General features: G+C 43.0%; 19 protein-coding genes. 10 read left to right on the plus strand and 9 right to left on the minus strand.

The annotated features are described in order from the left end of the window. Positions 1-49: 49 nt before the first annotated feature. The 5 genes from L3J70_02700 (at position 50) to L3J70_02720 (ending at position 5,576) form a co-directional block, all read left to right on the plus strand. A complete protein-coding gene (locus tag L3J70_02700) occupies positions 50-634 on the plus strand; it encodes a hypothetical protein (GenBank protein ID MCF6235280.1) in 585 nt (194 codons plus the stop codon). A 113-nt stretch (positions 635-747) separates the two neighbouring features. Next, entirely contained in the window at positions 748-1,233 is a 486-nt protein-coding gene (locus L3J70_02705) for a cyclic nucleotide-binding domain-containing protein (protein MCF6235281.1), read from the plus strand. 18 nt (positions 1,234-1,251) lie between these two features. Further along, positions 1,252-2,991, plus strand: coding sequence for a single-stranded-DNA-specific exonuclease RecJ (gene recJ / locus L3J70_02710; GenBank protein MCF6235282.1), 1,740 nt, complete (start codon positions 1,252-1,254; stop codon positions 2,989-2,991). A gap of 41 nt (positions 2,992-3,032) precedes the next feature. After that, positions 3,033-5,021, plus strand: coding sequence for a DUF1566 domain-containing protein (locus L3J70_02715; protein ID MCF6235283.1), 1,989 nt, complete (start codon positions 3,033-3,035; stop codon positions 5,019-5,021). Between the two features lie 15 nt (positions 5,022-5,036). Continuing rightward, positions 5,037-5,576, plus strand: a complete 540-nt coding sequence (locus L3J70_02720) for a DUF1566 domain-containing protein (protein MCF6235284.1) — start codon at positions 5,037-5,039, stop codon at positions 5,574-5,576. 154 nt (positions 5,577-5,730) lie between these two features. Here the strand turns inward: L3J70_02720 and L3J70_02725 are convergent, their stop codons facing one another. The 7 genes from L3J70_02725 to nadC all read right to left on the minus strand — a co-directional run bounded on the left by L3J70_02725 (position 5,731) and on the right by nadC (position 15,164). Further along, positions 5,731-7,311, minus strand: a complete 1,581-nt coding sequence (locus L3J70_02725) for a twin-arginine translocation signal domain-containing protein (GenBank protein MCF6235285.1) — start codon at positions 7,309-7,311, stop codon at positions 5,731-5,733. Positions 7,312-7,335: 24 nt separating this feature from the next. Further along, positions 7,336-9,816, minus strand: a complete 2,481-nt coding sequence (locus tag L3J70_02730) for a LamG domain-containing protein (protein MCF6235286.1) — start codon at positions 9,814-9,816, stop codon at positions 7,336-7,338. Between the two features lies 1 nt (position 9,817). Beyond that, positions 9,818-10,954 carry a hypothetical protein gene (locus tag L3J70_02735; GenBank protein MCF6235287.1) on the minus strand — a complete coding sequence of 379 codons (1,137 nt, stop codon included), beginning with the start codon at positions 10,952-10,954 and terminating at the stop codon, positions 9,818-9,820. 230 nt (positions 10,955-11,184) lie between these two features. Further along, entirely contained in the window at positions 11,185-11,862 is a 678-nt protein-coding gene (locus L3J70_02740; GenBank protein MCF6235288.1) for an OmpA family protein, read from the minus strand. A gap of 96 nt (positions 11,863-11,958) precedes the next feature. Next, positions 11,959-12,561, minus strand: a complete 603-nt coding sequence (locus tag L3J70_02745) for a lytic transglycosylase domain-containing protein (GenBank protein ID MCF6235289.1) — start codon at positions 12,559-12,561, stop codon at positions 11,959-11,961. Positions 12,562-12,585: 24 nt separating this feature from the next. After that, complete coding sequence (locus L3J70_02750) at positions 12,586-14,292, minus strand: proline--tRNA ligase (GenBank protein MCF6235290.1); 1,707 nt, start codon at positions 14,290-14,292, stop codon at positions 12,586-12,588. A 41-nt stretch (positions 14,293-14,333) separates the two neighbouring features. Then, positions 14,334-15,164 (minus strand): carboxylating nicotinate-nucleotide diphosphorylase, encoded by an 831-nt coding sequence (gene nadC, locus L3J70_02755; protein MCF6235291.1) that lies wholly within the window; start codon positions 15,162-15,164, stop codon positions 14,334-14,336. A 287-nt stretch (positions 15,165-15,451) separates the two neighbouring features. Between nadC and L3J70_02760 the strand changes: the two genes are divergently transcribed. Then, complete coding sequence (locus L3J70_02760) at positions 15,452-16,756, plus strand: conjugal transfer protein TraF (protein MCF6235292.1); 1,305 nt, start codon at positions 15,452-15,454, stop codon at positions 16,754-16,756. 58 nt (positions 16,757-16,814) lie between these two features. Here the strand turns inward: L3J70_02760 and crp are convergent, their stop codons facing one another. Then, a complete protein-coding gene (gene crp / locus L3J70_02765; protein ID MCF6235293.1) occupies positions 16,815-17,447 on the minus strand; it encodes a cAMP-activated global transcriptional regulator CRP in 633 nt (210 codons plus the stop codon). 116 nt (positions 17,448-17,563) lie between these two features. Here crp and L3J70_02770 point away from each other — a divergent pair, with 116 nt between their 5' ends. From L3J70_02770 to L3J70_02785, 4 genes are all read left to right on the plus strand, one after another. Further along, complete coding sequence (locus tag L3J70_02770) at positions 17,564-17,980, plus strand: OsmC family protein (GenBank protein MCF6235294.1); 417 nt, start codon at positions 17,564-17,566, stop codon at positions 17,978-17,980. 26 nt (positions 17,981-18,006) lie between these two features. Further along, complete coding sequence (speD, locus tag L3J70_02775; GenBank protein ID MCF6235295.1) at positions 18,007-18,801, plus strand: adenosylmethionine decarboxylase; 795 nt, start codon at positions 18,007-18,009, stop codon at positions 18,799-18,801. Between the two features lie 229 nt (positions 18,802-19,030). Continuing rightward, positions 19,031-19,729, plus strand: a complete 699-nt coding sequence (locus tag L3J70_02780; protein ID MCF6235296.1) for a DUF2974 domain-containing protein — start codon at positions 19,031-19,033, stop codon at positions 19,727-19,729. A gap of 60 nt (positions 19,730-19,789) precedes the next feature. Beyond that, positions 19,790-20,575, plus strand: coding sequence for a hypothetical protein (locus L3J70_02785; GenBank protein MCF6235297.1), 786 nt, complete (start codon positions 19,790-19,792; stop codon positions 20,573-20,575). A 204-nt stretch (positions 20,576-20,779) separates the two neighbouring features. Here the strand turns inward: L3J70_02785 and L3J70_02790 are convergent, their stop codons facing one another. After that, positions 20,780-21,355, minus strand: coding sequence for a superoxide dismutase [Fe] (locus L3J70_02790; protein MCF6235298.1), 576 nt, complete (start codon positions 21,353-21,355; stop codon positions 20,780-20,782). Positions 21,356-21,382 lie beyond the last annotated feature (27 nt).

The following is a 21,382-nucleotide window of genomic DNA, read 5'->3' on the forward strand; positions in this document are numbered from 1 at the left end:
GTACTGTTGTTTTTGGAGTATTTTCGAAAACATATGGAGATCATATGGAATGCAAATAAATCACAATAGTTTAAGGAAAAAAACTGCATGTGTGATTGTCTTGTTCAGTCTGCTTTGTGTTGCAGTGGTTGGTATTGCTCAGGCAAAAAAGGAGGATTTACCCCCTCCTTTGACCTCACTGGCAAAAGATGGGATTCATGACCCTGAAAATCCAGCAATCGGCACACTGCAGAACCCAGATGAATCACTAAAAAGTTTTCCTAAAGATTCTCGGGGTGAAGTGAATTGGGTGAAAGCTTTAGAGGAGGGCTTGATTGACCCTCGTAGTAGTTTAAATAACAGTGAGAGTGAAGCGCTGACTGTGCTCGATATGGATGTGATTATGGAGCAGACTGCTGGTATGCCTCATGTACTTTTTCCACATAAGGCTCATACAGAGTGGCTTTCATGTGATAATTGTCATGATAAAATATTTATACCCAAAAAAAATGCCAATCCGGTAACGATGGATAAAATATTTCAGGGGGAGTTCTGTGGCCGTTGTCATGATCGGGTCTCATTTAGTTTGTGGGTCTGCAATCGCTGTCACAATGTATTGCATAAAAAATCACCCGAAAAAGCATGGTGGAAGTGAGATTTTGATCATTGTAGGGGTATAATCATCAATACCAGATTGCAAAATGTGCTTCATATATAAAATATGTGTGAAGCGATGTCGTCTGTTTTAGAGTATTTTAAGGTAATATTATGAGTTCAAAAGAAAATTTACAGATTGTGCGTTTATCTCCATTAGCTGAAGACTTGACTGATGAGCAATGCAGAGTATTGGCTGATATCGTAGAAGTGCGCCAGTTAAAAGATGATGAAAGTTTGATTCGAGAAGGTGAAAAAGATAACTCCCTGCATGTTGTTATCAAAGGTAAGTTAGCGGTTACCAAAAATAGCTCAGGAGATGAAAAGCTTACACTGCATATACTTAAAGTGGGTGACTTGGCTGGAGCAATGGGATTTGTTGATGGCGCAGAGCACTCAGCATCACTTGTTTCGCTTGGTGAGTCTGAAGTATTCAGTCTGGATCGCTCAAAGCTCGAAGCTCTTCTGGATAGTAATGGTACTTTGGTTTATCAGGTGATGCGCGCGATTGTACGATCAGTACATACTATTTTACGCCGTATGAACACGCAGCATGTAGAGCTTAATAACTATATTAACCGTCAACATGGCCGTTTCTGATTCTAATAGTTTATTTTCATGAAGGTTATTTCTCGGCGTAAGCCAATCGAGAGCGCCCATGCTTTACCTGATGGTATTCATCCAGTTTTGGCACGGGTTTATGCGTCACGTGATCTTGAGTCATCACAGGCTTTAGAGAATAAACTGAAGCTGTTATTACCTTTTGATTCGTTAAAAGGTATAGAGGCCGCTGTCACTTTATTGCAGCAGGCGTTACAGGCTCAGTGGCGTATTCTGGTTGTTGCTGATTTTGATACTGATGGCGCTACGAGTTGCGCTGTTGCCGTACGTGCTTTACGTATGTTGGGATTCCAGCATGTGAATTATGTTGTTCCCAGGCGCTTTGACACGGGTTATGGATTAACACCCGAATTAATCAGCGCCGATGGTATACCGCCCACTGATCTCATTATTACTGTAGACAATGGAATCAGCAGTATTTCTGGTACTTCATTTGCCAAGGGTAAAGGGATAAGAGTCTTAATTACTGATCACCATATTCAAGGTGATACGCTGCCTGATGCTGATGCTATAGTTAATCCCAATCAAATTGGGGATGAGTTTCCAAGTAAAAATTTGGCGGGTGTTGGGGTTATTTTTTATGTGATGCTCGCTTTTCGTTCACACCTTCGTCATCAAGGTTGGTTTAAAAAACAAAATATTACAGCGCCTAACCTGGGGCAGTTACTGGATCTAGTCGCACTTGGAACAGTCGCCGATATGGTGTCGCTTGACCATAATAATCGCATATTGGTTGCTCAAGGGTTAGCCAGAATGCGCAGTGGTACAGGCTCGGCGGGGATCTATGCATTACTTGAAGTGAGTGGCCGCCGTTTTGAGCAGGTGGTAGCCTCTGATATGGGCTATGCTGTTGCTCCCAGACTGAATGCAGCTGGACGTTTGAATGATATGTCGCTGGGCATTGAGTGCCTGCTTTGCGATCAAGCGGATGAAGCGAATGAAATAGCTGGTCGTCTAAATACAATGAATTTGGAACGGCGCAAAATCGAAGCTGAAATGCGCATTGATGCATTGCGTGATCTGGATGACTTACAGCTCAATGACGAAAGCAATGAGCTGCCCTTCGGTATTGCCTTGTACAATAAAAAATGGCACCAAGGCATTGTTGGTGTGATCGCATCGCGTATTAAGGAGCTGCATCATCGTCCTGTTATTGTTTTTGCACCGGGTCAACCTGGTGAGATCAAAGGCTCTGCTCGCTCTATATCAGGGTTGCAAGTTCGAGATGTGATTGCTCACATTGATGCAGCTCATCCCGGTTTAATTAAAAAGTTCGGTGGACATGCAATGGCGGCAGGTCTGACGATGGATGCTGATGGATTTGAGCTGTTCCGTGATGAATTTGATTACCAAGTGCGCAGACAGCTAAAAGGTGAAGACCTTAAAAGCATCATCTGGAGTGATGGCGAGTTGCAGGAGTATGATATGGATATGCAGTTAGCTGAAACTCTACGCAGTGCCAGCCCATGGGGGCAAGGATTTCCCGAGCCGGTGTTTGATGGCGTATTTCAATTAGTGAGCCGGCGAGTTGTGGGTGAAAAGCATTTGAAGCTTCTGCTTAAAGTGCCAGGAGCCAATGAAAAGTTACTAGATGCCATTGCTTTTAATACGGATGATAGCGTATTGCCTGTGGGTGCTACCGAGGCACGTTTAGCATATCGTTTGGATATCAACCGATTTCGTGGTCAAACAAGTATTCAGATGGTGGCTCTGCATATTGAAGCCATCGTGAATTAAAGATAGTTATTTTTATAAATTTACAGTTTGAGGATTGCTTGATGTTGTTATATGTTATTAAGCGAGGATGCATCGTTTTTTTTATAGGATTATTAAGTGCCTGTGGTTCTGGGTCAACAGATCCCGACCCGCAGCCAACCAATGAAAAAGTGATTGTTTCAGCCGCTGCGCCTGAAATGCTAAAAACAGAAGCTCAATCGGGTATTAATTTACTGAGCTGGAGTGCACAGCCCGATGTGACTTACACACTTTATCATCGCTTAATTAGTGAGCCTTCATCTTCCTGGCTGGAAGTCGAATCGGGTTTGACAGCAATCACTTATGAACATTCACTTGTAAACTCTCATCTTTATGAATATGCCGTGAGTGCAGTTAATAGTGGCGGAGAAAGTCCAAAGCAATTCGAAACGACAGTTATCCCCCAGCTAAAGATTAATAGTTTATCTAAACCTGAAGGTGACGAAGGCGTTACAACCCCTTTTGAATTTGATGTCACGTTGAATCGAGCTGCAATGCAAGCAATCACAGTCAGTTATAAAACTGTAATGGATAGTGCTACAGAGGATGATTATTTGCCAGTTAGCGATGGTGAAATCACATTTTCAGCAGGTAATACTCGCACATCTATTTCGATTTCTATCATTGGAGATTCTGCTGTTGAAAATGATGAAAATTTCTATATTCAGCTGAGTGATACAAATACTGTGGTTTTGGAGCAGGCTGAGGTAACAGTCACTATTTTGAATGATGATGAACCGCCTGTGCCTGTGGTGACTCGACTTGAGCCACTCTCTGTGACAGTGAATACAGAAGTTGATTTCACAGTAACTGGTCAGTTCTTAACCGAGCAGATTCGTCTGGAAATTGAAGATTGTTCTTCGGCCATTTTGTTGGTGGATGGAGGTGAGGGACAACAGAAATTTCGCTGCACTATATCGAAAGCAGGACTAAAATCTGCCAAAGTACTATCCACCGAAAATGAAGTTTTAAAAGCTTTTGAGATTGATGTGATACCTGCGACAGATATTTTAGCAACAGGGGGCATTACTCAACCGATCGCAGATGGAAATCATGAGGGTGATATTGAGATAGCTGCGAACGCGATGGATACCGATGGCTTAAAAAAAGTCAGTATAAATTTTAAATCATCAGATAAAAAAGTCATATTGTGTAGCAATGATTGCACTGGAAACAGTGCTTCTTGGGCGACAACAATTAACCCTTCGGCTTATTACGATGCAACCAGTGACTCTATTACTCTGGAATTATGGGTTTTGGATATGAATGATAATAATGTTCAGGTCGATGAAGTGACTTTTCAGTGGCGGCCTGTTTCACAAAGTTATAGTTTGCGATTAAATGATACGGGTGTTACCAAATTCTTTAATGAAAATAGTGAAGTGAGCGAAGAGCCGCTGGACTTCTCCGGCCAGGATGCCAGTTTTGGTCGTGATGTTGTGGCCTCATACAATGAAGATGGCCACGCAGGGTTCAGCTTTACCAAAATTGATAGCAATGGTGATGATCTACCTGCTTCCGCACTGGAGTGGAGTTGCGTTCGAGATAATGTCACTAACCTGATCTGGGAGTCGAAAACAAATGACGGCGGACCTCATGATAAAGGTGAGCGTTTTTCCTGGTGGAAAGATGATGATGCATCAAGAGGCTATGAAGACAGGTTTAAAGAGTGTAATAATTACAGTAGTGACTCAAAAAACTCATATTGCAATACTGAAGCTTATATCATTCGTGTGAATTCAGCAGGGCTTTGTGGTTTGAACCAGTGGCGGTTACCAATGAAGCGAGAGTTGGTGTCGCTTATAAATAGTGAGCAAATTGCTCCCGCAATTGATGTCGACTGGTTTCCAAATACAGCTTCTGATTTTTATTGGGCACGTCAACCCAGTGCAGGTATTCCTGGTAGTGGTTGGGACCTTTATTCTTGGGGAGTTAATTTTAATGAAGGCTTTGTTGACGGTGTATCATGGAGTCAGGCAGCCGCAGTACGCTTAGTCCATTCCGTGCAATAATATTTTGGTGATCAAATGAAAAAGATTCAATTAATTTCTCTGTTTGTATTATTGGCTTTTTGCTCGAGTGTGTTTGCCGCTGTTTGTCAGGATGACATTCCTGAAACTGCCCCTGAAAGTGCATTTGATGACCACGAAAATGGGTTGGTCACGGATAAACGAACAGGTTTGATATGGCGTAAATGTACAGAAGGGCAGTCAGGAGAGACGTGTTCTGAAGGTGTGAGAGGTGACTCATTTTTTACTTGGCAGGAGGCGCTTCAGCATGTAAAAGCAGTCAATGCTAATAGTGGGGATGGTTATAGTGACTGGCGTCTTCCTAATAAAAAAGAGTTAGAAACGATTATAGAAAACAGTTGCGTTGCCCCATCAAGCAATGAAAAACTTTACCTTTTTCCGTCTAGATCCTTTTACGCTGATGCAAGATATTGGACATCAACCACCTCAGCGAGTGATCCGTCTGCTGCCTGGGTTGTTCTATTTCAATACGGTGGAATTATTACAGCAAAAAAAGATAGTAGATTTTTCATACGCTTGGTTCGGGGCGGTCAGTAGCTGCACTTCTCAATCAGGTAACTATTAGCCTGACACAGAGGTGCAATGGAAATGCGCATGATGTTGAAATTGTTGATTACCATTAAAAATCCCCTCAAAATTTTGAAAGGCCTTTTGTAAATCTTCAATATTACGGATTGGCTTAATATTCATTTCAACCCCCGATCGTCCCATTCACAATGGGTTGAAAAGCGGTCAGGCTATCCAGCATGGCTGAATTTCCCAAGCCATGTCCCATAAACTTGGAAGAAAACTGACCAACTTCACCGTGTAAGGCCATGTAGTTAAGGGCAACGGTTTCTACCAGCAGGTTGACGTTATTGGCCGCTGGGCTGGAAGATGTTTCAACTGAACCATCGGCACGGAAAAATCCGATCTGTTGTGTATTGCCAAGCAGCTGGGGGCGGCCATTGGGGTTGTACACAAGAAAAAATGAAGCCGCAGTCGATGAACTGTCAGTTGTCCATACGCCTTTGCCTTGGCCATCATCTGAAGTATCAATAGAGCCGTTACTGGAAACAGAGCCATCACTGAATACATAAAGCATCAACGGCACTCCAAGGCGAGCCGCATACTCTAGGCAAGCTCCCATGCAGCGTCCCGCACGTAAGTCACGAATTTCACCGACGGCGCGATCACCTGTGTGGTAGTCATAACCTCCTATGGTGATTGTGCCAGCACCGGCATAGCCGTTCATGACCAGTTTCATGACGGAGGCTGTTTTCCTGAATTCACGGTCGCCATCATAATCCGCCTGTGTGAAGATTGATTGGGCACCCACAATATTAGCATCAAGGCTGGGGTTTAGTGCTGTAGGGTCACCATAGCGATCCACCAGGTCAGCACTTTTAACGTAGCCACATTTCATTAGGTCTTTGACGATCTCATCTGTGGTGACTTTTCCTGTTTTCATTGCACTGATGCGCTGAATGGATTCCATGACGGCAACAGCATCTTCCTGGTTGAGTAAACCCACCAGCTTTCCAGTATCGACCAGCCCGGTCACATCGCTGGGTCGATCTACTTTGGTGGGGCGTTTGCCAAGATCGATCATTGAATCTGGAGCAACAGAATTACCACCAGAGTCGGTACTTCGTGAGCCGATGAGTGTCAGCAGTTCACCGTCAGCTCCAGCTTTATTGATGGCATACATCGGATTGTGTGGATTATTACCGGTATCATTTTCAGAGCGTGCAGGGATCACCGCACCATTAATTTTCTCTCGGGTGGCAGTTGATGTTTTTTCTAAAATACCACGTAAAAATTGACTTTTTGAATGGAAGGCAAGTCCAAGGTCAGTATTAATGAAATTAGAACCAATCACATCTGCATCAACATCAATTTGTGGCGGGAGCATATCGCCTGGAATGCCCATTTTGCTATAACCGGCAGTGGTGAGAAAATCAAGTTGCCCACCTTGTTTTCCGACCAACACATTAGAGCCACCTATGCTGGCACCACCGGCCAGATCAAAGCCGATAAACGGGATTTTTCCAGCGCCCTGAACAGTGATTCCACAACTATCTCTCAGTGCATTCAAATCAGCAGAAAGAGCGGCATGTGCAGGTTGAGCGAACAGGCTGAGAATGGATGAACCCATGACGGCACCTGTTCCAAGGGCAAGGCCGCGTCCGAGAAAATCGCGCCGATTGATTGGGCGACCATGCTCTGGTAAATGAAGCGGAGCATCGGGGTTTTTTATATTTTTAAAATTTTTATATTTAAAGCGAATCATGGCCGTTTTCCTCTGCTTCTATTTCTATTGTATTAACGTGGTGGCGCTGCCCAATACCGCGGCACATGTTGCTTTAGCGATCGTTCGAGTACGACCTTCGGTGCAAGCGTCATCCTCACAAGGCGTATTCAATAAGCGATTAATAAGACTATTAAGCTCATCTTTTACCTCTGGTCGTTCAGGCTGACTGCTTAAATTCGTTCCCATCATTTTATCGAGTAGTGGATTGAGTAATGGGTCACGTGAGGTAAAAGCAGTTGTGACGGGTGCGGTAAAATTAAAATCTGGAAAATAACTACTGCGTTTGTCAATGTCTTCAATTAGTACATTGCAATACTCAATGGCCAGTTGTGAAATAGCCACTTGATGCGCAGAAAGAAAGCCATTCACGAGTTCTGTAGACGGCAGTTGTTGTTTTATTGTTTCAAATGTCGCTTGTACATCACTTTGGGTCGGACTCACTGTGGTGAGTGTCGCCATCGTTGCATTAACTTCATCAAAAGTGCGCATTCCGATTTCAGCGGGAGCTGGAGTGATAACAGGAGGAAGTCCTGGCTGTAATGGCGCAGGTTCAGTAAATACATTGTTTTTTGTACCGAGTTGCTCAAAGGTCAGAAAAAACTCATCTGAATCAACGCCTTTTTCAAGAGGAATGGTGGTGCCCATTTTAGCGAGCGGCTGGCCGTTAATGGTGTACTCTGATGAAGAGAGTGTGATATCCATACGAGCATACGCCTGGCCTATTTTGGCTTCTTTACCATTAATACCAATACGTAACCCTTTGAGTGGAATATTATCGGGTTGAACATCATTCAAATTGACGAATGTGGGGTTGTTAAACAGGTAGCTGTAGTTATCAAATTGACTGACTCCAAGCATCACATAGCTCTCAGGCAAGTCAATATGATCACTTATATTGAAGAGTAAAAAGAATTTTTGCCCTACGCCCGCTTCAAAATTTTGAGTGATCTGAGTTTGATTCAGTGCTCGATTGTGAATGGCTACCAGTCGTAATTTTCCTTGCCAAGGACGGTTTTTAGAGACTTCATTGCCCAGCACAAAGGCGTAGCTGTCATCCCAGTCGGATAAATTTCCTGCGGTGGTTTCATCAGCGTCATCAGTAAACACACCATTGACGTAAATACGCCGTCCATTGACAGGGTCAAATGTGACGACAACATGTTGCAACGTCGCTTGTAAATCTTCGTCATTAGTGACGAGTGCAGGCTCGCCATTGGCATCAGTCGTACTGCTGCGATGATTGAAGTTATAATGGTAAAGAACTTGTCCAAGTGAAAAATTACGCGCGTTTTCACCGGCAGAGTAACTGATAATGGACGCAGGTCCTTCTTGAGTCACATTGGCAGGAGTGACCCAGGCTTCCATCGAGTATTCGCCTGTGGCTTGAATTTGATCGCTGAGTTTTTTGCTGGGTGTGGTTAAGCCTTGTGCTTTGCTCTCAGGAGTGATGAATTCGATGCCCCAGCCACCAACCCATTTAAAATCACTGTTTTCCTGACCCTCCAGCTTTAAATTGAGCGCTGGCTCAACACCGCTGGTATCGTAGATATTATTGCCTTGGCCAGCTTTGAATTCATAGAGTGCAATAAGATCTCTCTCATATCGGCTGCCACCGCTGGCAACAATGCCATTGCCAATATTAAGTGCTTTGCTGACGACAAGTTCAGTTGCAACGGGTGTGGCTGAAATACCTTGAGAAAAAGCGGTAATCGCAGCTTCGAGCTCGTTTGCGTCATCTTGACAATCTTGACTCCAGCAGTTGTGGAATTCATCGCGTAATCGCACAACAAGCCTAGAGTTTGCCGGGTTATCAAGGTCTATTTTTTGTGTGCTTGTAACAGCTTCATAAGCGGTATTGATATCACCGTCTGAAAAAAATGGGGCTTGAGGCGTTTTAGCTGAATCAACATGACATTCAGCGCAGTGATCCACAAGCAGAGTGTGAATGGTTGAAAAACTACTGGGGTCACTGGGGAAGCTTTTGCTTGCTCCCACATTTTTAATAGCAGGGGCTTTCAGTTCAATTTGCTTACTGCTTGCACCGCTCGAACCCCCTGCCCAGTCTTCGATCCAGCCGGTCATAATTGTCGCGCAAGTGCTATAAGCGCTATCATTGCTATCACTCTTAAGCCAGCACTGATGACCATTTGCGACTTTGGTGACGAGCAGTGAATCCGCAGGTGATTCGAGATTAACCACTTTAAGTGCTTCTCTATAAGCCGTATTAATATTTTCCTGATGAGCAAAGGCAGGTGCCTGTACACCTTCGACATGACACTGCCCACAACGGTTATTGCCTTGAATATTTTCCCATAAGTTTGTTTGAAATGCGCGAACATCTTCATTGACCGCTGGAGTCCCGCTATAGGTGATTATAGCTGTGTTTTCGGCGTATTGATCAGGAAGAGCATCAACGTCAACACCTCCACAGCCAGTTAAAACGGCAAGAGGTAAGAGTAGGGTTGTTAACCATAATTTATTCATTTTATTCACCCATACAATAAATAGCAGAGTCGATGAACACCTGCTTCAGGTTATAATTATTAGTTTTAAAGGCCTGAGTCATTTCAGCAACTTTATCAAAGTCAGAGTTATTGCTAGGCACTCGAAAGCAGGTGGTTTTAAATACTTTTTCGACCTGACAGTTTGCAAATGCGTCGCTATTGGCTAACTCTTGCCCCATTGAGCTTGCACCTTTGCCTTTGCCTTCGCCGCTACCCCAGCCAAGAAAGGCATTAGGACCTTTGCGCCAATAATTGTCCCAGCGATCGTCAAGCGTTTCGTAACCGTATTTAAAATTACTGGAATTAATCAGGTATTTTTTTTGTACTTCGCCAGGTGTATAGACCAGGCTTCCATTGAGCCCTTCCGGATCGCTTTGATTATCGTAACGAAAATCATAATAAGCATAGGCTTGAGCCAAAGGTTCCATTCCAGCATGACAGCCCAGGCAGGAGTTCATAAATATACGACTGTCTCCACCCGGGCTGCGGCTCACATCCTGACGAACGCGGTCACTTGCTCGGGTGTTATCTTTAATCTGTTCCAGATCGGTACAGAGGTGATTGAGCAGAGTGAAGCGAAACATGGCGCGGTTGGTGCCATCAATAAAAAAAGCTTGGGCTGCGGCGCGTGTTGTCATGATACCGGCAGTGCCTTCTTCGGGCAGCCCCGTTGTGCTTGATTGAGCAGCACGAATCAAATTTTCTTTAAGATCAATGCCTTGGTCTTCTAAAGCTTTGTAATGCTCGTTATTGCTAACTGAATAGGCGGGAAGCCCTAAATCTGGCTTTCCTATATATAGAATATCGGCAGAGAGTAATTGGTTGAAAGGGACATCATCTCGCACCATTCCGATGACTGTGGCGGTGTAGTCATTAAGGGGGGCGAATATTGTTTGTGCCTCATTAGTCCAGGGCGTGACGAAATTTTTAAGTGTTACGTTATAAAATGCGCTATTTTTTACAGCAATATCAGCGGCTTCCTTCACATTGCCTTCACTGATTTTTGTCTCCATTTCATTGAGTACGGCAGCCGTGGGAGGAATGCCCGTCAGTCGATCATGCAGGCGCTTGGCCTGTTCTCGGGGGGCTGCTTGTACTGAGGTGATCAGTAATGTCATCAAGCATGTCGTGAGTATGAGTGCTGTTGTGAATTTTTTGGCGGAGCTTTTAATATTGCTCATAAGCTTGCTCTTGTTTGTTCTATTATTGGAAAGCGTTTAATAGCCCAAGTGTAGACAGCAATTTAATAAAATGTCGTGAATTCAGTCACAGAGCGTTTGTGAGAGAGATAAAAAAAGGTGATGCTCGATTGAGCATCACCTTTTTTACTTCGAATTGGTTTGGATTTTTATTCTGTAATGGGTGAGATTGAGACTTCAACTCGACGGTTTTGAGCGCGTGTGGCTTCGGTATTGTTGTCGGTAACGGGTTTTGATTCACCAGAACCAGTGGCTGCTAATCGTTCTTCAACAATGCCTTTGTTACGTAAATATTCGGCCACGGCCACGGCTCGTTTTTCTGAGAGATGAAGGTTGAAATCATCTGACCCCGTGTTGTCTGTATGACCTTCAACGGTGACGAGGGTCGATTCGTATTCATTCAGTACCATTACAACGCCATCAAGAGCGCTGTAAAACTCTGGGCTTAAACTGGCGCTGCCAGATGCAAAGGTAATATTACTTGGCATGTTCAGCATGATATCGTCTCCATTACGAGTGACGCTTACACCGCTGCCTGCAAGTTTTTCTTTTAACTTTGCTTCCTGAACATCCATGTAATAGCCCACGCCCCCCCCTGTAATGGCTCCGATTCCAGCACCTTTCAGCGCTCTTTCTTTACGTTTTTCTTTATCCGCCGTTGCATAACCTAATAGGGCACCCGCTGTTGCACCGATCAGCGCACCTGTGGTGGATTTTGCAGTCTGTTTTTCACCTGTATACGGGTTGATTGTTGAGCAGCCTGCCAAAATAATGACAGAAGCGCACAGCGTTCCAGTGATGATGGGCTTGATTTTTTTTGGAAACATTTTTATAAAATCCTGTTTTTGTTATATGAAAATCTGCTTGGGTATTATAGGTATTTTCTAGCTTGGTGTTGTGAATCATTTCTCGAAAAAATTTAATTATCTTTTGTACCAGTATTTGCGCAGTGAAGCAAAAACCTTATTAGGATATTTATGGCTTCCTAGGCTGCCATTGTAGCGGCCTAATGCTCGAATATAGTTTCCTTTTTCTATATCAAGGTAGTGGCGCAAAATTGTACAACCAAAGCGTAAATTAATATCCAGGTGAAAGAGGTTGTCATCAGGGCGGCCAATCTCTTTGAGCCAGAAGGGCATGATTTGCATGAGGCCGCGTGCGCCCACGGAAGAGATCGCCCAGCGGTCAAAATTACTCTCTACAGCGATCACGGCTAAAACCATTTCGGGTGGCAGATTGGCGCGCTTGGCTTCAAGGTGAACGGTCTTGAGAAACTCGATACGCTTTTTATCGTCTGTTATTCTGTTTCTCAGTCGATGAGAATAATCAGTGAGCCAAACTTCAGCATCAAAACGGTTTTGAAAACTGTCTGTGTTGTTGACTGCTTCGATCAATGCTTGACGCAACGATCCATCTGAATTTTGAGGTGTTGTTGTCGCAAAAACCAGGTTGAAAGGGGTGAAAAACAGGCACATGAAAAAGCTGAAAACTTGCCTTTTGTATGTGTTAACCCTTCCTGCATCCATTCATTGTTCCTTTTTTATCTGGCTCTATATTTTATCGGTCATAAATGAGATCACCTGATCAATGGCGATATGTTGTGCTTCGCTATCACTGCGATGTTTATATTCGATGGTGCCTGCTTCCAAACCACGGTTACTAATGACTAATCGGTGCGGGATACCAATCAACTCCATATCTGCAAACATAATTCCGGCACGCTCTTTGCGGTCATCAAATATGACATCAATATCGGCGGCTTGAAGTGCTTCATAAAGTTTTTGCGTGGTTTCACGCACTTGTGTCGATTTGTGCATGTTCATAGGAACAAGAGCCACTTGAAATGGAGCCAGTGCTTTGGGCCAAATAATGCCTTCTTCATTACTGTTTTGTTCGATAGCGGATGCGACAATGCGTGACACTCCAATACCGTAGCAGCCCATCTGCATGGTAACTTTTTTGCCATTTTCATTGAGACAGGCGGCATTCATAGCGGTGCTGTATTTATCACCTAGCTGGAATATATGACCTACTTCGATACCGCGTGCAATTGAAAGTTGCCCTTGGCCATCGGGGCTGGGATCACCTGTCACAACATTACGTAGATCGGCGATTTGAGGTTCTGGCAAGTCACGCCCCCAGTTCACGCCCGTAAAGTGTTTGTCGTTTTCATTGGCGCCGCAAACAAAGTCAGCAAGATGAGCCGCACTGCGGTCAGCAATGACAGTGATTTCAAGGCCAATGGGCCCGACTGAGCCTGGCTCACAGCGTGCGGTAGTTTTGACTTTTTCTTCTGACACTAATGTAAGCGGTATGGCAACGTTATCCAGTTTCTCAGCTTTAACCGTATTTAATTCGTGGTCGCCACGCAGCACGAGTGCAACAACGGAATCTTCTTCAACGCCTTCTACAAGTAAGGTTTTGACGCATTGGGTAGTGTCAATTTTCAGAAAGTCACTAACTTCAGAGATACTTTTTTGATTTGGAGTATTGACAGCTTTAAACGATGCGTTTGCCGCCAGTCGATCACCGGCAGGTGCGATTGCGGTGGCGAGATCTACATTTGCAGCAAAATCACTTTTATTAGAGAAGGCGATGGCATCTTCACCCGAATCAGCCAGTACATGAAACTCATGTGAGGCATTACCACCAATGCTGCCGGTATCGGCTTGAACGGGGCGGTAATCAAGCCCTAAACGATCAAAAATACGGGAGTAGGTAGCGAACATTGTATCGTAAGTTTCTTGCAGTGAATCTTGATTTACATGGAAAGAGTAGGCATCTTTCATCAAAAATTCACGAGAGCGCATTACGCCGAAACGTGGACGAATTTCATCACGGAACTTCATTTGAATTTGATAAAAAGTGACGGGCAGTTGCTTGTAACTGTGAATCTCTTTGCTGACAAAATCGGTAATGACTTCTTCATGGGTGGGGCCAAAACAGAATTCACGATTGTGACGATCATTGAGACGTAAAAGTTCAGAGCCGTATTGATCCCAGCGGCCTGATTTTTCCCAGAGTTCTGCGGGTTGTATCGCTGGCATTAATAGCTCTTGCGCACCAATGCGATCCATCTCTTGCCGTATGATATTCTCTACTTTACGTAAAACACGTAACCCCATCGGCAGCCAGATATAGAGTCCAGAGGCCAGTTTACGAATCATGCCAGCGCGTAGCATAAGTTTGTGACTGATGGTGACGGCATCAGTTGGCGTTTCTTTGACGGTGGCTAATAAAAATTGTGTGGTACGCATGAAGTCGATTTATCCTTAAAATTTACAAATAACTAAAATTTTCAGAGTGATTTAAAACGCATTGAAAGATCAATGGCGCGTATGTTTTTGGTCAAGAGGCCAATAGAAATATAGTGAACACCTGTTTCTGCAATACTACGCAAAGTCTCTTTTGAAACGTTACCAGATGCTTCCAGTTGGGCTTGGCCTTGATTGAGTGTAACCGCTTCATTAAGTTGTTCTATGGTGAAATTATCCAGAAGTAGAATATCTGCGTTGGCATCAAGTGCTTGCTGTACTTCATTCAGATTTTCCACTTCGACTTCAATGGGCAGTTCCGCACCAGTTGCGCGTGCGGCATCGACGGCGGCGGCAATGGAGCCACATGCCATAATGTGGTTTTCTTTAATCAATATGCCATCATAAAGACCGGTGCGATGATTAAAGCAGCTGCCGCAGGTGACCGCATACTTTTGTGCAAGGCGTAATCCCGGGATGGTTTTACGAGTATCCAGCAGCTTGACGGGAAGATCGCTGACAATATCAGCATACTCTTGAGCGCAGGTGGCCGTTGCAGATAGGGTTTGCAGAAAATTAAGTGCGGTTCGCTCGCCGCTGAGCAGTTCACGAGCGGGGCCGTAAAGTTGGCAAAGTACTTGCTCGGGTTCAACCCGATCGCCATCTGATACGTGCCAATGAATCATGATGTTACTGCTGAGTTGTTCAAAGGTATTATCAAACCATGCTTGGCCACAAATGGTTGCATGTTCGCGGCTGATTACGGTGGCTTCACTGCAGGTATCAATGGGGATCAGAGCCGCGGTGAGATCACCGTCACCTAAATCTTCAGCTAAAGCCAAGCGAACTGTTTTCAAGATGTTGTTATTTAACATGATATTATTGGCTTATTGTCTACTTAAATTTTACTTTATAGAGGGTTGGAAAATAAGGGGTTTATTTTATATGGTTTTTGAATAATGTTCATTACTTTATAGCGTTGTTGAAAATAGTGAAATAACTCACAACTTTATTAATTTAATTGAGTTAATAATTCAAGTATGAATCTGGAAGCGCCGACTTTAGGAAAGGCTATTTTAAAATTTTTTTAACTTTCAGGGAAAGGGGCTGCTTGTTTATTGCGCAGGTCGTGTCAGTAATTATTAAAAAAGGGATGATGTAAATGATGAAACAAAAGCTTCCACTGGCTGTTCTGAGTGCTATTTTTTCTACGAGTGCTTTAGCGGCTCCATTTAGTGGAATGGATCCTCGCTCAATGGCGATGGGAGGCACAGGGGTCTCTTCTGCAACAGGAGCCAATGCAGGTTATTTTAATCCTGCACTGTTAGCTTTACCTCAAAAAGATGAGGATTTTAAGCTGATATTGCCTTCATTCGGTGCTGGCGTTGCTGACCCAGATGAGTTAGTCACCGAGTTGGAGGACTTTCAAGACGGTAATGTGATTGATGATTTTAGTGATGCGATTAATGCTTATAATGAAATACTAGATTCACTTGGCACAATAGATCCGACAGAGTTATTATCGTTAATTAAGATAAAGGCTGAGAATGTTTTTGATACAGGTACCATTCTTCGTAATGAATTGGTCGATCTTTCTGATAAAGCTTTGGAGTTTTCTCTGAATGGAAGTGTTGTGGCGGCCATGCCCGATGAAAGTCTGGGTTGGTCAGTTAGTCTGGCTTCATGGGGCTCAGGTGGAATGCTGCTGAGTGTGGCGCAAAGTGACCAAAATGAAATTCAGAGTGTTTTAGATGCCGTTGAAGATATTTCAAACGGTGTCGTGCTTAGTCCTAGTGATATATCAACTCTTGCAGATCTTACCAATCCGACAAATACATTGGACTCAGCACTGCTTGGTCGCGGTATTGTAGTGTCTGAAATTGGAATCTCTTTAGCACGTAAGTTTGAGCTGGAAGGTGTTGCTTTTTCTGCCGGTGTGACACCACGCTACTTGAGCGTAGAAACATTTGATTACGAAATCAATATTGATGAAGCAGAAAATATTACTTATTACGAAGGTGTTGTTTCTGATACCGGTGTTACAGCCGACTTTGGGGTTGCCAGAGATTTTGGAAATGGCTGGCGAGCGGGTTTTGTTGCGAAGAACATTATATCTCAAGAGTTTTTAACAGCCAATAATTACACCATTGAGCTGAACCCTATGCTACGAGCAGGAGTCTCTCACCATACGGGTTGGGGGACTGTTGCACTGGATGTTGATTTAACTGAAAATGACCCGACTGGAATGGACTCAGCAACGCAGTACATTGCAATTGGTGGTGAATTGAATGGCTGGAATTGGGTACAAATACGTGCAGGATATCGAAAAAATATAAGTGAAAACAGTCGTGATGTTTTTACCATAGGTGCAGGTGTCTCACCTTTTGGAATTGTTCATCTGGATGTAGCTATTGCAGGCAATAGCAATGAAGCCGCAGCATCAGCTCAGCTGGGTTTGAGTTTTTAGTATTGTTGAAGTCGTAGGGGGCAACCCTTGAGGTTGCCCCCTACGAGAATTTGGTATTTTAACGAGTCCCAAAGACCACAATTGTTTTTCCTTTTGCTGAAATGAGCTCTTGTACTTCCATCTCTTTTAATACTCGCCCAACCATTTCGCGTGAACAACCAACGATTTTTCCAATTTCCTGACGGGTAATGCGAATCTGCATACCATCGGGGTGAGTCATTGCATCGGGCTCTTTGGCAAGCTCAAGCAGCGCGCGGGCGATTCGTCCTGCGACATCCATAAAAGCCAGATCGCTGACTTTACGGCTGGTGCTGCGTAAGCGAGAAGCCATTTGTGATGCAATTTTGAATGTAATTTTCGGGTCTTTTTTGGCAACTTCGTAAAATTTTGAATAACTGATTTCAGCAACTTCACACTGAACACGGGTACGCACCCAGGCACTGCGATTTTGCTCTTCACCAAAGAGTCCCATCTCACCAAAAAAGTCACCCGCATTGAGGTAGCTTAAAACAATTTCACGCCCTTCGTCATCCTCAATAAAAACAGCGACCGAACCTTCTACGATGTAGTACAGTACATCCGATTCATCACCAGCATAAATGATAATGCTTTTCTGGGGGTAACGTCGACGATGGCAATGGGAGAGAAAATTATCCAGTGTTTCATCAGGTTTTTTTGTATACAGATCCATTAGAAAATATCCTTGCCCTTATCTTTATTATAAATAGGTACTTTATATGTAAAGTAACTTTGGTAATATTATCAAAATTAAAAATGATTATACTAACTTAATATCGGGAGAAGTGAGTGAAAGTTTGCATTAAATGGATAGAGAATGCCATGTTTTTAGGTGAGTCTGGTAGTGGGCACGCTGTGGTGATGGATGGGCCACCTGAAGGAGGAGGGCGTAATATGGGTTTTCGTCCTATGGAAATGTTACTGCTCGGTTTGGGTGGATGTATCACTTATGACGTTATCCATATATTAAAAAAATCCCGACAATTGGTAAAGGATTGCAAAGTAGAGATTGCAGCAGAGCGTGCTGATTTTGAGCCTAAAGTATTTACTAAAATTCATGTGCACTTTATTGTAACGGGCTCTGAGCTTAAAGAGAGTGTGGTTAAACGTGCCGTTGATCTGTCATCAGAAAAATATTGCTCGGCATCAATCATGCTGGGTAAATCAGTTGAAATGAGCCACGATTTTTGCATTGTATCAGAGTAATTTTTAAGAAGTAGGAACTGTTTTAGATGGAAAAACCTCTGAAGTTAAAGCTGCACGGATTTAATAATCTCACTAAAACTTTGAGCTTTAACATCTATGATATTTGTTACGCCAAAACGAAGGCTGAACGTAATCAATATATCGAATACATTGATGAAGAGTATAACGCTAAGCGGCTCACGAGTATTTTAAATGAAGTGGCCAATATTATTGGCGCCACTATTCTTAATATTGCACATCAGGATTATGAGCCTCAGGGGGCGAGTGTGACAATGCTGGTTTCTGAAGAGCCTATTGTGGCGGAAGCATTGTCAAATTCGGAATCCCCTGGGCCACTACCCGAATCTGTGGTGACACATCTCGATAAAAGTCATTTAACGGTGCATACTTATCCTGAGTATCATCCTGACAAAGGTATAAGCACTTTTCGAGTGGATATTGATGTCTCTACTTGTGGCCGTATTTCACCACTAAAAGCTTTGAACTATCTTATTCATAGTTTTGATTCAGATATTGTAACAATGGATTATCGAGTGCGCGGTTTTACTCGTGATGTGTTTGGAGAGAAGCACTTTATTGATCACGAAATTAATTCGATTCAGAATTTTATTGCAGATAATACAAAAAAAGCCTATGAAATAATTGATGTGAATATGTATCAGGAAAATATCTTTCATACCAAAATGATGCTGAAGGACTTTATTCTGGATAATTACCTGTTCAATAAAGATGATAAAAATATCTCTGAAAGTGAGGCGAATAGGGTTACGGAATTATTACGGCATGAAATGGTTGAAATTTTTTATGGTAGAAATATGTGATGCCAAGGGAGCCGACAGAGTGCATCTCTTTACCGGCTTAGAAACATTTTTTTGACCATATTGGTTCAAAACAGCTTTGAGACACTACCAACTATTGTTACAGATCGGGATGAATTTGTGAAAAACACCGAGCTCTACACATGTGATGTTGTCGATACAATCCTGAAGTGCACATGTGGTATATTCCATCATTTAATAATAATTAACTACTTAATAGTCGGAGGTAATTATGGCATCAATAAGAGACTTAGCGAAGTTTTCCGCGATGGCTTATTATTCGAATCAAATCCGTTATGGCGACTGGGCGAAAGTAGATCGTTCCGGCGATGAATCCGGCCTTGGCTTTTCTGCATCGCTATTTCTAAACGTGGAATTAAACGAAGCCGTTTTAGCTTTCAGAGGGACAGACGGCAATGCTGGGGATAAAAGCGATTTTTTAGCCAATGCAGAAATAGCCATTAGAAGAAGACCTCATCAATTGCTTGACGCAGAAAAAGCTTATACTAAAGCACTAGATATTGCTGGAAGACTTCAATCACCTTACACACTCTATTTAACGGGACACTCTTTAGGAGGCGCACTCGCGTCGTTGTTGTCAGCGGATAACGGCGGGCTACCAACGGTTACGTTTAATTCACCGGGAATGCGCAACGTCTTTGTTTCAGGAAAATTCTATTCCAATATACTGACGTTATTGAATATGTATGATCTTGCGTCAGTAAAAAAAGATAAAATGCTACACATTCGATCTACCGGTGATGTTATCAGTCGAATGACGGGGTCACATATTGGCAAAAGAACTGGCGTATATGTGGATAACTGGGGAAAAGGAACCATTGCGTCACGCATTTTTGAACAACACAGTATTGAAAACATGTTCAATGCCATGGCGAATATACCGTGGACTTTAGAAGACTTGGGATGGTGAATTTCATGGGTTTTTGCTGGGTTACAAACTAACGGACACATTATAATCAAAGAAAGAATGATGAATACAAACACGAAATACATTCTCATTATTATCTTATCGTTTTTGCTGGTCACCGCTTGTGATAATTCCTCGCAAAATAATAAACCGATACCTAATGAACTATTGATTGGCAAGCTGCATAGAGATAGTCCGCTGTTTATCTACAGTTACGGCCAGGACTTCGCCAAGCGTTTCCAATTATCCGAAGAAAAAGCGATAGAATTAGATCCCGGCCTGGCGGCAATCGCGTTTGAAGTGCGGCCTGAAATCGGCCAAATAGATTGTTACATCCACTTATACCTTGATGACAGCGTTCATGTTTATGTACCCCGAAACCAAATAAATTATTCAAAGCAAGGCATAGAGGAGAGAATATTTGCAAAATATTTTAATAAAGAAGATGCAAAATTGCGAGCATCTTTCGATGATCTGAATCGTATCGTTTACCGATCAAAATCAGCCGCACAAGGGCTGACCGGTTTTGTGTCAACACCAAGATATGTCCAGATCAAATCAAATTTTTTACCGGGTCTAAGTTTGTTAACAGTTGAACAGAATTGTAGTTTTTTAGATTATAAAAACGCGCCAACTGAAATCCTCATTCAAAAAGCGGGCACGGGAACCTATGTTCTCGGAAATGATAATTCAAAAAACATGTACAATGATAAAACCTACAGCTTCAGCATACCGCCGAAATTACAGCGATATTTTCAGCCCTATATAGAATATTCTATAGAGTTCAATAGCAAGGAAAACTCAAGTATCAGTTTCAACCCGCCAAAACCCACCATAGAATTTCCATAGGTTAAAACAATAATAAAATGCCACACATTAGAGCCACCAGTGATATTATCAGCCGAATGACTGGACAGACAGCACAGTACACAGTAGGTTATACATTTTCATTATTATCTTATCATTTACTCTCGTTCCCACGCTCCCACGTGGGAATGCATAAGTGTCAATCATATATTCATAATATTAAAATATTTTTATAATCTCATTGATTTAAAAATTAGAAGCAACGAAGTCCCAGTTGACCAAACTCCAGAATGCTTCGATATATTTGGGGCGAACATTACGGTAGTCGATGTAGTATGCATGCTCCCAAACATCGCAAGTCAGTAACGGAATTTTATCGTCTGTGAGTGGGCAACCCGCATTACTGGTGTTCACAATTTCTAAAGAGCCGCTCTGGTTTTTAACCAGCCAAGTCCAGCCTGACCCAAAATTCGTTGCGGCAGACGTTGAGAATTTTTCCTTGAAGGCTTCGAATGAACCAAATTCGGCATTAATGGCATCAGCCAGTGTGCCTGAAGGTTTGCCTCCACCGTTAGGGCTTAAGCTGTTCCAGTAGAATGTATGATTCCAGACCTGAGCCGCATTATTGAATAGACCTCCAGAAGATTTTTTGATGATCTCTTCCAGCGAAGCATTTTCAAATTCGGTGCCTTTGATCAAGTTATTCAAATTGGTGACATAAGCTTTGTGGTGTTTGCCATAGTGGTATTCCAGCGTTTCTTGGGAAATAGTGGGTGCAAGCGCATTCATCGCATAAGGCAGCTCGGGCAATTTGTGTTCCATATGAGGTTTCCTTGTGTTGTTTAATCT

It is taken from the genome of Gammaproteobacteria bacterium, from assembly GCA_021648145.1.
Taxonomy (GTDB): Bacteria; Pseudomonadota; Gammaproteobacteria; order JAADGQ01; family JAADGQ01; genus S141-38.

What these genes read in the sequence shown, in the direction of transcription:
- L3J70_02700 (MCF6235280.1), top strand. Translation starts at nt 50, where the DNA reads ATGCAAATAAATCACAATAGTTTAAGGAAAAAAACTGCATGTGTGATT.
- L3J70_02705 (MCF6235281.1), top strand. Translation starts at nt 748, where the DNA reads ATGAGTTCAAAAGAAAATTTACAGATTGTGCGTTTATCTCCATTAGCT.
- recJ (MCF6235282.1), top strand. Translation starts at nt 1,252, where the DNA reads ATGAAGGTTATTTCTCGGCGTAAGCCAATCGAGAGCGCCCATGCTTTA.
- L3J70_02715 (MCF6235283.1), top strand. Translation starts at nt 3,033, where the DNA reads ATGTTGTTATATGTTATTAAGCGAGGATGCATCGTTTTTTTTATAGGA.
- L3J70_02720 (MCF6235284.1), top strand. Translation starts at nt 5,037, where the DNA reads ATGAAAAAGATTCAATTAATTTCTCTGTTTGTATTATTGGCTTTTTGC.
- L3J70_02725 (MCF6235285.1), bottom strand. Translation starts at nt 7,311, where the DNA reads ATGATTCGCTTTAAATATAAAAATTTTAAAAATATAAAAAACCCCGAT.
- L3J70_02730 (MCF6235286.1), bottom strand. Translation starts at nt 9,816, where the DNA reads ATGAATAAATTATGGTTAACAACCCTACTCTTACCTCTTGCCGTTTTA.
- L3J70_02735 (MCF6235287.1), bottom strand. Translation starts at nt 10,954, where the DNA reads ATGACATTACTGATCACCTCAGTACAAGCAGCCCCCCGAGAACAGGCC.
- L3J70_02740 (MCF6235288.1), bottom strand. Translation starts at nt 11,862, where the DNA reads ATGTTTCCAAAAAAAATCAAGCCCATCATCACTGGAACGCTGTGCGCT.
- L3J70_02745 (MCF6235289.1), bottom strand. Translation starts at nt 12,561, where the DNA reads ATGGATGCAGGAAGGGTTAACACATACAAAAGGCAAGTTTTCAGCTTT.
- L3J70_02750 (MCF6235290.1), bottom strand. Translation starts at nt 14,292, where the DNA reads ATGCGTACCACACAATTTTTATTAGCCACCGTCAAAGAAACGCCAACT.
- nadC (MCF6235291.1), bottom strand. Translation starts at nt 15,164, where the DNA reads ATGTTAAATAACAACATCTTGAAAACAGTTCGCTTGGCTTTAGCTGAA.
- L3J70_02760 (MCF6235292.1), top strand. Translation starts at nt 15,452, where the DNA reads ATGATGAAACAAAAGCTTCCACTGGCTGTTCTGAGTGCTATTTTTTCT.
- crp (MCF6235293.1), bottom strand. Translation starts at nt 17,447, where the DNA reads ATGGATCTGTATACAAAAAAACCTGATGAAACACTGGATAATTTTCTC.
- speD (MCF6235295.1), top strand. Translation starts at nt 18,007, where the DNA reads ATGGAAAAACCTCTGAAGTTAAAGCTGCACGGATTTAATAATCTCACT.
- L3J70_02780 (MCF6235296.1), top strand. Translation starts at nt 19,031, where the DNA reads ATGGCATCAATAAGAGACTTAGCGAAGTTTTCCGCGATGGCTTATTAT.
- L3J70_02785 (MCF6235297.1), top strand. Translation starts at nt 19,790, where the DNA reads ATGAATACAAACACGAAATACATTCTCATTATTATCTTATCGTTTTTG.
- L3J70_02790 (MCF6235298.1), bottom strand. Translation starts at nt 21,355, where the DNA reads ATGGAACACAAATTGCCCGAGCTGCCTTATGCGATGAATGCGCTTGCA.